Genomic DNA, 15,571 nt, shown 5'->3' with positions numbered 1-15,571 from the left:
TTTAGCCATATCATCTGTCACTTAACTTAATCCCCAAAACTTGAGTATATGCGCCTCTAGCTTGAGTTACACCGATTGTGCGTTGCGCTGATTCTATCATCGGACGGCGCAAACTCACAACAATGAATTGGGCTTGTTCTGCTTGTTGTTTAATCATTTTGGCTAATCGTTCGACGTTTGCACCATCTAAAAACATATCTACTTCGTCAAAGGCGTAAAATGGAGATGGACGATAGCGTTGTAGGGAAAAGATAAAACTTAATGCTGTTAAAGATTTCTCTCCTCCAGACATAGAAGCCAATCTTTGTACAGGTTTACCTTTGGGGTGTGCAACTAGGTTTAAACCACTGTTAAAGGGATCTTCTGTATTATCAAGTTGTAGGTAGCCGTCACCGTCGGAAAGGGTGGCAAAAATAGTTTGGAAGTTTTCGTTTACTGCGTCGAAAGCTTCTTTGAAGGCAATTTGGCGTAAGGTGGTAAAGTTTTCAATTCGTAAAAGTAATTCTGTGCGTTCTGCTTCTAATGTTTGCAGTTTATCTGTGAGTTCTTGGAGACGGCTTTGGACTTTTTCATGGTCTTCTAACGCTAACATATTCACAGGTTCCATCGCCTGTAAGCGTTTGGATAAACTTCGCAATTCTTTTTGTAGTTCTTCTAAATCGACTTGATTCGGAACTTCTGGAACAGGACTTGGTAATTCTGCACCTAATTCTCGCAATTGGGTTTGCAGTGCTGTTAGTTCTTCCCGGCGTTTTTCCTGGGTTTCTTGGAGTTTTTCAATTTCCCATTGTAGTTGTTGTTGACGCAATAAAAGCGATCGCACTTCGGTTTCTGTAATATCCCTTTTCTTCTTCTCTTCTCCTAAGTTTTCCTCCATTTTCTTCAAACTAACTTGAATTGCACTAATTTGATTATTCAGTTCTACTAGTTGACTGTTGACTGTTGACTGTTGACTGTTAAAAGTTGACTGTTCTTGCTGATATTCTAAAACCCGCGTTTCTGCTTCTTGGATTTTTTCTTGTAATCGCTGTTGTTGATTTTCGAGATTTTTTAATTGTTGTTGTAAATCCCTTAAAGCAGTTTCCTTTTGTTGTAATTGTTGCTCTTGGGTTTTAATGATTACTTGGATTTGTTGCCATTCGCTAGGGGTTTGGGAAGATTCCAACTCAGACAATGTATGTCTTAATTCTTGCAGTTGAGATTCTTGTCCCGGTAATTCCCGATCTAAAACTTGCAAACGAGATTGTGCAGTGGTGAATTTTTCAGTATTTTGGGCAAGTTGAGCGCGTGTAGCTTCTAATTGCGCTGTCAAAGCCTTCACATCTTTCTGCAACTGTTCCAACTTTAACTGCTGTTCCCGTCTTGCTTGGCGAGTTTCCGTCAGTTCTAGCGTCAGAAGTTTAGTCCGACTGGCTAAATTAGCGATCGCTTCTCCACAACGTTCTAAAACGCGTTCAATATCTACCAAGCGAGTTCTTAAATTTACTACTTCTTCAGATTCAGAAGGTTCTCCCGTACCAAAACGCAAAGCTGAACGCTGAGTATTACTTCCCCCAGTCATCGCCCCGCTAGTTTCTAACAATTCCCCTTGTAAAGTGACAATGCGATATAAACCTAGCTGTTTTCGCGCTTGTGGGAGACTGGCAAAAACTACCGTATTACCAAAAACATAGTTAAACACATCTCGATAACGGCGATCGCACTCCACCAAATCAGCAGCATAATTAACAAAGCCATCAGCATAACGCAAAGTTGCATCTTGAATAGCTTTCGATGTTTTAATTTTATTCAAAGGTAAAAAAGTTGCTCTACCGGCGCGTTTTTGTTTGAGGAGTTCAATACCTGCCGAAGCAATGCTATCATCTTCCACTACAATATGCCCCAAACGTCCACCAGCAGAGATTTCTAACGCCAACTGATAACGAGGATCTACCGTTCCCAACTGCACAACCAAACCACATAAACCAGGCATTCCTGACTGTAAAATTACCTTACTCGCCTGTGTCCCTTGTACCTCTTGTTGTGCCTGGGTTTGTGCTTCTAATTTATCTAATTGACGTTGTTTTTCCCGCTGTTCTTGCAAAAGACGCTTTTGGGTTTCTTGTTGAATTTGTAACTCTTGTTCAGTAGCAGCGAGATTTTCAGCTAATTTTTGGATAGGTTCACTAGAACGATGAAATTCTGTTTCCACTCCTGCACATTCAGCTTGTTTTTGAGCCAATTCAGGTTCTAAAGTAGCAATTAGCTGAGATTGTTCCTCAATAAGTTGCTGTAGCTGAGTATTTCGTTCTTGTAGTTGTGCTTGTTCAGTGCGTTGGGGTTCAAGAGTTTGCAACAAAGTCTCAATTTGCCGATTTAATGCCGTTTGTTGCTGTACCCACGCTTCCGAAGCAGTCGCAATTTCTGCAGCTGCTTGACGAGAAGAATCTAAAGCTTGTTGTGCGTCATTTCGTTCTTGTTGTAAATTCGTCACCTGCAAAGTTTCAACATTTTGTTGTTGTACAGCTTGAGTGAGAGACAACTGATATTGCTGAATTTCTTGCTGAGTTTGAATTAAACGCCTTGCAGATTCTTGTAAAGCCGTTTCTAAATCTCGTTGTTGACGCTGGAGTTGTTTACGTTCAGCCTCTTGAGTAGCGAGGTGAGACTGTACAGATAAAAGTTCATCTTCTCCCAAAGCTTTAACGCGGATATTGAGTTCGTCAAGTTCAGCAGTTTTTTGAATAATTTCCGCATTAGCAGTTGTTAATTGAGTAGTAAAATCGGTAAAATTGCGATCGCCTGTTTGAATTTGCGCCGTTAACTTTTCCTGCTGTGCTTGCAGAGAACGCCAAGATAGAACCGCTTCCCAAGACTGCTTCTGTACAAACTCCGTTTTTAGCTTTTGATATCTTTCCGCCTTAGCCTTATCTTGTGCCAAGCGATCGCGTTGTACAGTTAATTCAGTCTCAATAATTCGACAACTATCTTCCTTTTCCTTCACCTCATCCAAAGTTGACTTAGCTTGGATAATCCTTCGATCATACGCAGCCACCCCAGCCAACTCATCAATAATTTCCCGACGTTCCCGCGCATTCATCGAGATAATGCTAGTCACATCACCTTGCAACACCACATTATACCCTTCAGGATAAACCCGCAAATCCTGTAATTGCTCATGCAACTCCGTCAGAGTACAACCAACACCATTGATATAATAATTCGACGTATAAGTCCCTTGAGGAGTAACCCTTAACCGTCGAGTAACACTCCATTCTCTTGGGGACTGGGGACTGGGGACTGGGGACTGGGGATTGAGGACTGGGGACTGGGAACTATTCTCCTCTTCTCTTACTTCCCCAACTTCCTCATCCCCCCTGCCCCCTGCACCCTGCCCATCTGCCTCTTCACTTTGCGCCTTTGCGCCTTTGCGTGAGACATCATCCCCCAAATCAAAAGTCACCGTCACACTAGCTTCAAGTGACGAACGTCCCTTATGCTTTTGAGCATTATTTACCAAATCCGGCAAACGTTCAGCCCGCATACCCTTAGAACTAGCCAGCCCCAAACAAAACAGCAAAGCATCGAGAATATTGGATTTACCCGAACCATTAGGCCCAGATATGACAGTACACCCCGGCAGCAAAGGGACAGAAGTAGTACCGCCGAAGGATTTAAAATTGGTAAGTTCAACGCGCTTGACGTACACCATAGAGGCGCTGCCCAACTTGTAACTAGGCTGAAAGAACAAGTGTATCAATTATTTGCATATTCGCAACTCTTGAGAAGAGGGAATTTTGATTTATAGTATCCTATAATTGTAAATTATGTATTCAAGTTGTATAGTTTATGGCTAATATTCTCATTAAAATAAGTATTATTATATAAAATATAAGTTATGGATAATCACTTAATAATAAACTTATTCTAGCTAATTTGCTAATTATTTTCCCAATTACCGATTACCAATTACCCATTACCAGCCTCAACAGACATGAAACAATATTACCAAGATTTTTTAATTCGTAATTGGCAGGAAAGCGATGATCGCACACAAGCCGCAGAAGTCATTCGTTTTGTACTATCAGAATATGGTTTAGGTTGGGAACCTAACGGTGCGGACAGAGATGTATTGCAAATAGAAGAATGTTATTTAGCTACCGGGGGCGAATTTTGGGTAATTGAACACCAAAATAAAATAGTAGGTACAGGGGCATATTATCCTATTAAACGGGGTGAAAAAGCCGTAGAAATCCGCAAAATGTATCTTTTACCTAATGTGCGCGGTTTAGGTTTAGGGAAATATTTGTTACACGCGCTAGAAACAGCGATCATATCCCGTGGATTTCAGCAAATTTGGATAGAAACCGCCAGTTTCTTAACAGAAGCCGTCATTTTGTATGAAAATAATGGTTACATCCCTACCACAGGAGTAGAAACACAAAGGTGCGATCGCATTTATGTTAAATACCTTCAGACTAATAAAGAAAAGGATACAACCCCATAAATAAATTTAGGAGGATTTACCCTGTTTCCTATTCCCTGTTCTCTTTTCACAATGACCATATTCAAAAGCTTACTAAATCTCTTTCTGCAAGCCAATTGCCCCTTATGTCAACGCAGCACAGAAAGCGAACTATGTCAATATTGTACCAAGCAACTGCAAAGTTGTCATCTCAAAAATCCTCACTATTTATGGCAACAACCATTACCAGTATTTAGTTTGGGTAGTTATGGAGGTGCGTTAAAAAGAGCGATCGCTGCCATGAAATATGACAATCAACCCCAAATTGCCAGACTTTTAGGTAATTATTTAGGGGAAGCATGGTTATTACATACTCCATCAGCAAATCAAAACCCTGTAATTGTACCCATTCCACTCCATCCCAAAAGACTCAAAGAAAGAGGTTATAACCAAGCTGCACTAATAGCTCAAGGATTCTGTCAAACAACGGGTTTAAAGCTACAATTAAATGGGTTAGAAAGAATTAAAGATACAAAAGCGCAGTTTAGCGTTTCCGGTTTCGAGCGAGAAAACAACCTCGCAGATGCTTTTTCTGTAGGATCAGATTTTCGTCGTCATCCAAATGCACCAGTACTACTAGTAGATGATATTTATACAACAGGTGCAACCGCCAAATCTGCTGTGTCTGCACTCAATCAAAATGGCATATCTGTCCTTGGGTTAGCTGCTGTTGCCATTACCATCAAAGATAGATCAACCTAGAGTTGATGGGCAAATCCTGTCTGAGAAATCTATAATTAACGAAATTACACTGTATTTTTGGCAACACTATTTTAATTTATGAGTATAGTTTTTGCAGCGGCTTTACAAAAAATTATTATCCCTCCTGCTTCCATACTAGCTATAGGTATTAGCATCAATACAGCTTTTGCTCAAAAAAATTATTTGTATAGTCCCATTCCTTTAAATAGTAATATAGAACTTACTGATACTTTATCAATCAATGATATTCCCACAGGTCAAGGTGGATTTGCTCGTGATTACACAGTGAAGTTAAATAAAGGTGATAATCTAGCAATTGATTTATCGTCAGAAAACTTTGACAGCATTATTACACTATTAGCACCTGATGGTTCAACAGTGTCAGAAAATGATGATGGACCAGATGGTACTAGCAATTCTCTCTTATTTGCTCGCATCAACGAAACAGGAACCTACATCGTTCGCGTCCGTTCTTTTGGGGAAACTGGAGTGGGTACATATAAACTTAAAGTGACAAAACTGCAACCAGTGAAATAAAAAAGGCTTATAAATGTCCTTATTCCTTGGTAATGAAAGGAATTAGCTTTGTTTTATATCAAATTACGTCTGACTACGTTTTGTGTAGTAGCTAACTAACTCAGTCATAAAATTAAATAACATTCTATAATGGTAGTTAGTTGCATAAGTGTCTAATACTTTGCCTTCTGTTTGAAAAGAATATTAGGTAAGCTACACCCTAATTTCTTAACAGCAGAATGTAGAGGCTTTGACAGATTAACTTACTGGGAGAAGATTCATGTCTAAGGAAAAAAAAGGTAACAAAGAAGCTAAGAAGCCTAAAAAAGATCCCAAAGACAAAAAGGAGAAAAAAGATCCCAATAGATATGACGGTTTAACTAAATAATTGCAACAAAAACTAACTCTTGCATTGTCTAAACAAGCAGGAGTTTTTGTTTGCTTTAGATATAGCAATCCTATCCCTCTTCTGTCACTTTCCGAATAAAGCAAGTAGTAAATAAACTAATAGTCTGTCAAGAACTAATTGGATGAGGTACAAGGGCATTCTCTAAACTTTCTTCCACAAACCTCTGCCGGAAACGTTCAATCGTTCTGGTACTAATTTTGAAAACGTCGCCGATAGCTTGATCTTTCCATCCCCCATCTGGATTATTTACATCTGCCTTCAGCAAGATATGAGCGTGACTAATTTTGGACGCAGCAGCGTTACCTGTTCTGATTAATGTTTCTTTCCTTACCGCCAGCAGCAGTTAATCTTCTGGGGTTTCCTTTTGTTTATGATATGTATGCAAAAGTAAAATTTCTGAAAAATGCCGGATTTTTTAAAGGATAAAACATAGGATTATTTAATAATTTTAAAATATTATATTTTCTGATTTTATTTTTTGTAAACCATCAGTTTTTGTAGGTTGGATTGAACGATAGTGAAACCCAATAAATACCTGTAAATGTTGGGTTTTGTTCCATTGCTTCGCAAAGAAGAAAGCGAACAAACCAACCTACGTAGTTTCATTTTTTGAGCTTAACCGATAAGTATTGGATTCCTACTAAGCACTGTACGCGATCACAGGTGTCTCACTCAACCGAGAAGCGTCATATCATCACCCCACCTTTTACTTCAGCATTCTAACTGGAGTGATTGTCAGTATAATAGCCTGGATATTATTGACTCAAATTCGTCGCTAACCCTTTCCTTTATCTTCTTTGCGATTCCATTATTACCATGTCTACTCAACCCATAATTCAAAGCATATATACAGATGGTGCTTGCACCGGCAACCCTGGACCTGGAGGTTGGGGTGTCGTTGTCTACTTCCAAGATGGCTCAATTCACGAAATGGGAGATGCATCGAGCCATACCACCAATAATAAAATGGAAATGCAAGCAGCGATCGCAGCCTTGGAATTTCTGGAAACATCTGGACAAACTCAACCCATCACCCTCTACACCGATAGCGAATATCTGATCAACTCCGTTACCAAATGGATGCCAGGCTGGAAAAAGAAAGGCTGGAAAAAGTCAGATGGCAACCCAGTCCAAAACCAAGACCTTTTAGAAACCCTCGACCAACTCAACAGCCGACTCGTAAAATGGCAACACGTGCGCGGACATTCTGGTAACATAGGTAACGAACGTTGTGATGTGATTGCTCGCTCCTTTGCCAGCGGCAAAATCCCATCTCTTCAACAATTATCCTCTGGAAATGTTTACCAAACTTTACCCAACACGAAGGAACTAAATGTAATAAAAGGATCTGATTCTGCAATAAACTCCACAAAAATTAACAAAAACATTCTCGAAAGCAGTACTTTTCCATCAGACACAACCACTATGGAACCATCTACAGCATCAGCTGCAACTACAACCGATGAAAAACCTTCTGAAATGAGAGTTTTACAACTTCGCAACTTGGTTGAAACTCTGCGGATTGCTGACGAAATTTCTGAAAAAGGCTACTTAATCACTAGTTCTGAACTAGCAGACCTGATGGATGTCCACGCCAGTGCCGTCACCAGTCGGGGAGACCAGTGGCGTTGGCGCAACTGGATAGTTTCACGGGTACGACGTGAAGGTAATCAAATTCTGTGGGAATTAGAACGAGGTGATCAACTAGAAAGTGAAGCTGACTGAAGATATAGCCGGAGTTAGGAGTCAGAAGTGAAACTGGCTTGATGTATGGCTGTGAATTTAGACTCTGTAACTCATTTATCTGCAATCTACTGTAATTAATCACGACTTTGATGCAGAAGCAAGTAAATCCAAAACTGATTTAGCCGCTAAAAGTTGAGAAAATAGATCACCCTGACCGCAATCGCAGCCAAAATTTCGCAATTGAGCTAATAGCAGATATTTTACTCATTATTAATCTGGGTTAATTGCATTATTTTTTTGAATTGAAAATTGAGTGCTAATTCCCTCAGAGTAGTAGCTAAAATCTGATTTTCTGGAGTTATTTGTGTAATTAATTCTAAAACATTTTCATCACTACATTGAGAAGCAGCAAAATTTAAATGCTGCCGCCATTCACCAGACATTTTTAATAAAAGTAAAACTACTTGTGCTTCTGAAACTTTTTCTTGGTGATGAGATTCAATAATCTCATCATTTGTATATATATATTGCACTCCTATGTGCTGGCTAATCTTCTCTAATAAAATTTCCTCTCGGAAAGGTTTAGCAACAAAATCATCACAACCAGAAGCTAAAATAGTTTGGCGATTTTCTTCAAAAGCACTGGCAGTTAAAGCCACAATTTTAGTAGCTTGACCTTGTGGTGTAGCTTTAATTTGTTGTGTAGCTAAAAAACCATCCATTACAGGCATTCGCATATCCATAAAAATTAGATGAGGTTGCCAATTCTGCCAATCATTAACTGCCTCTTGTCCATTTTCAGATTCACGAATACTAAAACCTACTCCTCTTAGCAATTTAGCTAATAATAAACGGCTATCTTTGACATCATCAGCAATTAAAATGCGGTATTCTGGTTGATTAGGTGCTAAAGAGATAGGTTTACAATTTAGTTTGCGGACGGGAATTTCGTTAGCACTAGCTTCGTAAATTGGAATCTCAAACAGAAATAAACTGCCCAAACCGAGACGACTGCTAACTTGAATATCTCCTCCCATTAGCTGTACATATTTGCGACTAATAGCTAATCCTAATCCTGTACCCTGTTGATATTGGATACCTTTTACTGTTTGTTTAAAAGGTTCAAATATTGAGTTAATTTCTTCGCTTGCAATACCATGGCCAGTATCTTCTACTTCAAAGCTAATGTTGTAAGAGTTAGCTAATTTTTCATTTTTCAGATTTTCTTTTTGCTTCAAAAATCTAGCTTTGACTCTCAACTCAACACTACCGTTAGTTGTAAATTTAATGGCATTTCCTAATAAATTGAGCAAAATTTGCCGCAATTTACCTTCATCAGTACGCACATAGAGAGGTAGAGATTGATCATAATTAAAGATGAGTTGCAACCCCTTAGATTCGGCTTTTAATTGCAACATTTTTTGTAAATTTTCTATAAACACTATTAAATTAAAGCTGTTTTCGTTGAGTATGGTTCTACCTGCCTCAATTTTAGACATTTCGAGAATGTCATTAATTAGTGTCAGCAAATGTTCACCAGCCCGATTAATAATTCCTATTTCTTCTTGATGTTCTGTAGATAAAGAATTGTCACGGCTCAATATATGTGTAAAACCAAGAATAGCATTTAGTGGAGTTCTCAATTCATGGCTCATATTCGCCAAGAATTCTGATTTAGCGCGGTTCGCAGCATCAGCATCTAACAGAGCTTGTTGCAGTGCTATTGATTGTTTTTGAGTCCGTTCTAATAATTCAGCTTGTTGCAGTGCAACCCCTAATTGATTGCCAATTTGCACGACTATATTGACTTCGGATTCCTGCCATTGTCGGGGAACAGAATTTTGATAAATTGCCAATAAACCCCAAAGTTTATTGCTAGAAAAAATTGGTACAATAATATAAGCTCTAGCTTGAAATTGCTCTAAAAGTTGAATATAACAATCGTCAAATCCTGCTTGATAAATATCTTCTACAATTCGGTAACTCGTTCCTTGGCTATAAATACCACCTTGGGTTTGTTGGAGATAAGTATCTTTGACTAATATGGAATTTTTATTAGCGTCATCTTCATTATTACTATTAAAATCTCTGACTACACACCTTTCGTTTGATAGTGCATTTTTCTGTAGTTGGGCATTATTATTTTGTTCTTCCCATAAAGAAATCCAGCCCATACCTACAGATTCAGCAATGAATTCTCCACTCCAGTCAGAATTAAAACCATAAACAACAACGCGATCGCAATGGATAACTTGCCGTAATTCCGAGGTGGTAGCGGCAAAAATGGTTTTGATATCTAATGTTTGTCGCATTCTGCGAATTGCTATCGCTAATGCTTTTTCTCGTTCTGCACTTTTTTGTAATGCTTCTTGAGCTTGTTTTTCTGGGGTGATATTGCTGAAAGTGCAAACTAAACGCTCTAACTTTTTCTGTTTAGATATTTGTGGATCAATATTTAATAATAACCAGAGTATATTGGTTGCAGAATTGTGAGATAAACCAATTACATAATTACGTACAGGTTGCTGTTGGGTAAGGGCTTCTCTGATAGGTAAAGTTTTAGAGGTTAAGGGTTTACCATCTTTGTCTAGCATTTGCCAATTGAGTGCAAAAATACTTTTATTTTGTAAATCTGCCTCTGTTAGTAACAGCAGTTCTCTAGCAACGTGGTTGCTCAAAATTATTTTACCCTCTGCATCTAAAAGCAATACACCTACAGGCATTTCCCGAATTAGTGAGCGAAAAAGTTTTTCGCTTTCTTGTAATGGTTTTTGTCGGATTAATTGGTCTGTATATTGTCGATATAATATTAAAGTAACTAAAGTCCCAACTAGTATAAGTAGGATAGCAATACTAATTTGAATTCCCAACCAATAATTTGATGATTGCTCACTGATTGACCAAATACCAGCACCTATTGCTACAGAACCAATGAAGATCCGCAGCGATGATTTCAGTGTAACCTTCCCCGCCAACTTTACATCTGTATAAAAAGCTATCACGGTAATGATAAATGAGATCACTACCAAAAGGGTTTCGTGACTGTCAAAAATCATTTTATACATAAGTAAATCAGGCACTAGCTAGAACAGTGCAATTCAAAAATCGAATACTTAATGTTTCAGCCAAATTGCTAAGTAGGTAGGCAGAATAAAACCCTTGTTACCCTGCTCCCTTTCACTTTTCCTCCAACTAGATTAACTGGTGTACTTCCTTCCTCGCCACTCTTGGGGGACGCGGAACGCAGATAAAAAGATTCGTAACACCGCCACAGGATCAGCCAAGGGGGAAAACCAGAATAACCAACCTCCTTTGGCATTGTGCAGGTCATAGGAAGGAGCGATCGCTAATAATAAAGCAAAACGAATTATTAATAAAAATATATTCAGTCCCAATAGAAGGCGCAGGGGGAGTAGGAGAGGCAGTGGGAGCAGGGGAAGAAAACCGAATAAAATCAATATAGGTAAACCCTGAACTGACAATAATAGCCATAAATCACCCCAAATCTGAGCGCGGGAAGAAGCATCTTTTAAATCAAGGCTGCGCCCCCATTCCTTCCAAGTTTCCATTGCCCCCTCATACATCCTTACTTTCAGCACTTTTGCTCCATCCAAAAACCCCACTTTAAAGCCTTGAGCCGCAATATGTCGTGCCAAAGTCACATCATCACAAAAAGAACTCCTAGCACTGCTATAACCATTTACAGATGCTAAAACTGAGCGACGACACAAAAAACATTGTCCATTTGCCATCACTCTTTCTGGTTGTTGAGTGTGAATACCAGCAGGGTCAAATCTATACAACAAGGTCATCAATAAAGCTGGTTGTAACCAACACTCTCCCGGAGATTTGAGAATAAACTGAGGGGAAAGAGAAACTAAATCATAGCCCTCCGCTTGGGCTGTTTTCACCAGACTAGCTACCAAACCGGGATCAGGCTGGGTATCAGCATCCATTCCCAAAAACCACTCACTGGCCTCAGAGCTAAACAAAAAGCCGTTATGTAACGCCCAAGGACGACCCACCCAAGCAGGGGGTAAAGGATCATCTGTGATCAGGCGAAACCGGGGATCTTGTTGCTGTTTAGCTTTAACCAAGTCGGGAGTACCATCCTGGGAATTGCTATCCACCACAATAATTTCTCTGACTTCGTAGCTTTGCTGACTTAATCCAGTTAACAGTGGACTAATTCGCAGTGCCTCGTTTAGTGTAGGCACAACAACGCTTACACTCCCTAATAAATCTAGTGTTGGTTGTTCTGGTTGAAGCGGGGGATGTCGTCTTGGACCTTTCAACAGGCGTGAAAGTAAAATCGCCGTTGCGGGTACTTGAAGTAGTAGTAATAAGAGGGAAATAACGCTTTCTGTGATCAAGTTACTTAGTAGTTGCAATTTATAATTTTGACAATACCCGACCTCAAGGTGCAAGGTTTTTTAGTTCAATGAGTCTAGAATAGATGAAGTTGGACTTTCTTTTAATTACGAATTACGAATTAGGTATATTTATTTATCCACGTTTTTAGTTTATGTGGCTTACGCCACGCTTACGCTATCAGCAAGACCTATTGAGCTTTAAATTATACATAATTACAACTTCTTAGGCGAGCGAAGCCGCGTGCCGTAGGCAATGGGGGATGAATGGCTTTCTCGGTGAAGAGTCCCACCCCTGACTAATAACGACTGTTACTCGTAGAGGGATGGGGACGGGCGACGAGAAACGCCAAACCTTGAACTAGGGTTCTCAACGCGCTGGTTAGCTTACTTGAAAGCAACTTTAACACTGGCGACAGAAACTTCTTTTGTTGCTGGTCCAATAGATGCGGATGCGTCTGGGCCTCTTAACCAAAGTGCTACGGCTGGTGCAACACCAAGTCCCAATCCTAGTAATACAGGGATGGAGAATCCAGCAGCCAAGCTCATAACTGTAGCAAAACCAAAGTTAGCCAAATAAACTACTAAAGGAATATTAAGCTGCGATCGCTCTAATTTGATGGGGTTGTTTCTCCACAACAGCGCCGCTACTGTCATAAACAGCGCACCAGTACCCATCCAACCAGCAAAGTTTTGATAAGGCATTCCAAAGAAAGCCCCTGGTTGTTGCCAATACCAGAAGGGAAGAGTAGTTTGACTCATGGCCGGATCTAGGACAAAATCCCAAGATGTCAGCAATAAAGCGCCCACTGCGATCGCACTTACATGACGCAATAAGCTGGGTTTTTTGTCTACTTCTAAACCTACCCGCGCCAATAGGTAAGAAACGCATCCTACATAAAACCAGGACAAAGGAATTGTAAACGGTACTAAACCCGCAATTTTATAACCTAAGCCACTCAGATAGCTGTAGTGACCAAAAGGAAATCCTGTACTAGTTCCCAGTAATTCACTAGTCAAAGAAATTAAGATTGAAGGCACTAGAAACCCTAAAGTGCGACCTAAACCCAAAGTCCGGTTAGCATACAAGAAAACACCTGCTGCACCGAAAATCATATAAGCCACACCACCACCAGCCATGCTCCACTGCATGACAGTTTGCCCAACCTCAGATAAGCTCAAAATTACTTCGGCATTAGGAATAACTAGTAATATCCCTACTAGTCCAAATACCATAGACACGATATGACCAATCAGGCATACGCGCTCAACAATAACAAGTTTTTTCATGAACCAGTCCTTAACCTTAATAAAATGTGATATGCGGCCATTCGACTGCTAACAGTTTACAAATGTTTAAGATCATAATTTAACTAATTTTTACAAAATAATCCGGGAAAATTGAAACTCCATCAGTGATCTTGATTTGAAATAGTATAAATGCTTATTAATCGAGTACATATTTATTAAAATGGAGAAGGGACGATTATGAGTCGAATATGCGTATCTTTTGCTCTTAAATTTTAACTCCTAACACCGAACTCCTAACACCGAACTCAGGTCAATCTATGTCAGTCTTAAAAAGAATTCCTTGGTTTTCCCTAGCACTAGTACTACTGAGTTATAGTACCTTAGGCTGGGTGATATCTGAAACAAAAGCTCCTTGGTTCGTGTGGTTAATTGTGATTGTTACTATCTTGTTGTTGCTAATTAGCTTGACAACTCCTTGGTCAAAACTGGCAGAGTATTACAGCGTATTTTTTAGATCCAATGTCAGAACTTTTGGTATTACCGTTTTAGCAGCTTTCCTGTTTTTTATGATGCTGGCCTGGTTTCGAGTGTTTCTTGATACTTTACTTATCCTTTCAGCAACCATTTTAGTCAAAATAGACTTTCAGGCAGCTGGATTCAAACAAGGACTATCTTTCTGGTTCACGTCGATTTTTTCACTAGCAGGTTTAGCAGTAGGCGCTCTCCTGTACCAAATTAAATTAATTTAATAATTGCTATCAGCGTCTAATCATCGGAACTCATGGGATAATAAACAGTCGGAGATGGGGAGGTTAATAACCCTTATAATTACCCATTACTAAATCTCCAATTACGAATTACAAATTACGAATTACGAATTATTTATGTCTTTATCTGATGCAATACCAGCTTTACTTGTCTTAGCAGATGGCACCACATATCGCGGTTGGTCTTTTGGTGCGATGGGAACCGCAATTGGTGAAGTGGTGTTTAACACTGGCATGACTGGATATCAAGAAGTTTTGACCGACCCTAGTTATAGCGGTCAAATTGTCATTTTTACCTACCCTGAATTAGGGAATACTGGCGTTAATCTTGAAGACGAGGAATCAGCCAAACCTCATGTTCGGGGTGCGATCGCTCGCAACATCTGTCACAAACCCAGTAATTGGCGCTCTACACAATCCTTACCAGACTACCTCAAACAACACCAAGTCCCAGGCATCTTTGGCATTGATACCCGCGCCCTCACCCGCAAAATTCGGATGTTTGGGGCGATGAATGGTGGTATTTCTACATCTATCCTCGATGAAGCAGAACTATTAGAACTAGTGCAAGCTGCTCCCAACATGGCAGGATTAAATCTGGTGCAGGAAGTCACTACCCCAACAGTTTATGAATGGTCTGAGGCCACAACCGCTGCTTGGGAATTTAACCCAGAAAATGTGGCGAAAATTAGTGAAACCTTTACTGTTGTTGCTCTTGACTTTGGTGTCAAACGTAATATCCTCCGCCGTTTGGCTAGTTATGGCTGTCGAGTGATAGTTGTTCCAGCCAATACACAACCAGAAGAAATTCTTAAATACAATCCAGATGGAATTTTTCTCTCCAATGGCCCCGGTGATCCAGCCGCAGTCACAGAGGGTATTACTACCGCTAAAGCACTGCTAGAAAGCCAAAAACCCATGTTTGGTATTTGCATGGGACACCAAATTTTAGGTCATGCTTTGGGAGCAGAAACCTTTAAACTTAAATTTGGGCATCGTGGTTTGAATCAGCCAGCCGGGTTACAACAAAAGGTAGAAATTACTAGCCAAAACCATAGTTTTGCTATTGATCCGGATTCATTACCATCAGCAGTGGTAGAGGTTAGTCATCTGAACTTAAACGATCGCACTGTTGCAGGGGTACGTCACAAATCTCTACCTGTATTTTCTGTACAGTACCACCCAGAGGCTAGTCCTGGCCCCCACGATGCAGATTACTTGTTTGAGCAATTTGTGTTAGAAATGCAAACAGCACGACAAGCTGCGATCGCTTAAATGAAGTAAAAATAGAAAAATGGCAAGATTGGTAATGGGTAATGGGTAATGAATTAGCAACCTAGACAACTTACTCAAAAACCATCTATAC

At 39.8% G+C, this 15,571-nt stretch carries 11 protein-coding genes; 6 read left to right on the top strand and 5 right to left on the bottom strand.

Going from position 1 to position 15,571, the window contains the following annotated elements; genetic code table 11:
* Nucleotides 1–10 precede the first annotated feature (10 nt).
* Nucleotides 11–3,691 (bottom strand): chromosome segregation protein SMC, encoded by a 3,681-nt coding sequence (gene smc, locus ACOWPH_RS12270; RefSeq protein ID WP_015215667.1) that lies wholly within the window; start codon nucleotides 3,689–3,691, stop codon nucleotides 11–13.
* Between the two features lie 282 nt (nucleotides 3,692–3,973).
* On the opposite strand from smc, the gene ACOWPH_RS12265 reads away from it, so the two are divergent.
* The 3 genes from ACOWPH_RS12265 to ACOWPH_RS12255 all read left to right on the top strand — a co-directional run bounded on the left by ACOWPH_RS12265 (nucleotide 3,974) and on the right by ACOWPH_RS12255 (nucleotide 5,743).
* Nucleotides 3,974–4,486: a GNAT family N-acetyltransferase gene (locus ACOWPH_RS12265; RefSeq protein ID WP_015215666.1), complete on the top strand. Its 513-nt coding sequence runs from the start codon at nucleotides 3,974–3,976 to the stop codon at nucleotides 4,484–4,486.
* Between the two features lie 51 nt (nucleotides 4,487–4,537).
* Nucleotides 4,538–5,206 carry a ComF family protein gene (locus tag ACOWPH_RS12260; RefSeq protein WP_015215665.1) on the top strand — a complete coding sequence of 223 codons (669 nt, stop codon included), beginning with the start codon at nucleotides 4,538–4,540 and terminating at the stop codon, nucleotides 5,204–5,206.
* 78 nt (nucleotides 5,207–5,284) lie between these two features.
* Nucleotides 5,285–5,743 (top strand): PPC domain-containing protein, encoded by a 459-nt coding sequence (locus ACOWPH_RS12255; RefSeq protein ID WP_015215664.1) that lies wholly within the window; start codon nucleotides 5,285–5,287, stop codon nucleotides 5,741–5,743.
* A 494-nt stretch (nucleotides 5,744–6,237) separates the two neighbouring features.
* Here ACOWPH_RS12255 and ACOWPH_RS12250 read toward each other — a convergent pair whose 3' ends face one another.
* The gene (locus ACOWPH_RS12250; protein ID WP_171815803.1) at nucleotides 6,238–6,396 is read right to left on the bottom strand and encodes a helix-turn-helix domain-containing protein; all 159 of its coding nucleotides are present in this window, start codon (nucleotides 6,394–6,396) and stop codon (nucleotides 6,238–6,240) included.
* Nucleotides 6,397–6,947: 551 nt separating this feature from the next.
* Here ACOWPH_RS12250 and rnhA point away from each other — a divergent pair.
* Nucleotides 6,948–7,856, top strand: a complete 909-nt coding sequence (gene rnhA, locus ACOWPH_RS12245; RefSeq protein ID WP_015215663.1) for a ribonuclease HI — start codon at nucleotides 6,948–6,950, stop codon at nucleotides 7,854–7,856.
* A 221-nt stretch (nucleotides 7,857–8,077) separates the two neighbouring features.
* Here the strand turns inward: rnhA and ACOWPH_RS12240 are convergent, their stop codons facing one another.
* The 3 genes from ACOWPH_RS12240 to cruF all read right to left on the bottom strand — a co-directional run bounded on the left by ACOWPH_RS12240 (nucleotide 8,078) and on the right by cruF (nucleotide 13,477).
* Nucleotides 8,078–10,873: an ATP-binding protein gene (locus tag ACOWPH_RS12240; RefSeq protein WP_422665725.1), complete on the bottom strand. Its 2,796-nt coding sequence runs from the start codon at nucleotides 10,871–10,873 to the stop codon at nucleotides 8,078–8,080.
* Between the two features lie 141 nt (nucleotides 10,874–11,014).
* Nucleotides 11,015–12,190 (bottom strand): 2'-O-glycosyltransferase CruG, encoded by a 1,176-nt coding sequence (cruG, locus tag ACOWPH_RS12235; protein ID WP_171815832.1) that lies wholly within the window; start codon nucleotides 12,188–12,190, stop codon nucleotides 11,015–11,017.
* Nucleotides 12,191–12,574: 384 nt separating this feature from the next.
* A complete protein-coding gene (gene cruF, locus ACOWPH_RS12230; protein WP_015215660.1) occupies nucleotides 12,575–13,477 on the bottom strand; it encodes a gamma-carotene 1'-hydroxylase CruF in 903 nt (300 codons plus the stop codon).
* A 278-nt stretch (nucleotides 13,478–13,755) separates the two neighbouring features.
* Between cruF and ACOWPH_RS12225 the strand changes: the two genes are divergently transcribed.
* Complete coding sequence (locus tag ACOWPH_RS12225) at nucleotides 13,756–14,187, top strand: hypothetical protein (RefSeq protein WP_015215659.1); 432 nt, start codon at nucleotides 13,756–13,758, stop codon at nucleotides 14,185–14,187.
* 135 nt (nucleotides 14,188–14,322) lie between these two features.
* The gene (carA, locus tag ACOWPH_RS12220) at nucleotides 14,323–15,480 is read left to right on the top strand and encodes a glutamine-hydrolyzing carbamoyl-phosphate synthase small subunit (RefSeq protein ID WP_015215658.1); all 1,158 of its coding nucleotides are present in this window, start codon (nucleotides 14,323–14,325) and stop codon (nucleotides 15,478–15,480) included.
* The last annotated feature ends 91 nt before the right edge of the window (nucleotides 15,481–15,571 follow it).

Source organism: Anabaena sp. PCC 7938, assembly GCF_049315035.1.
In the GTDB taxonomy this organism is placed as follows: Bacteria; Cyanobacteriota; Cyanobacteriia; order Cyanobacteriales; family Nostocaceae; genus Anabaena; species Anabaena cylindrica.
Note: the sequence above shows the minus strand (reverse complement) of the source record. Positions and strands in the feature narration are given on the sequence as shown.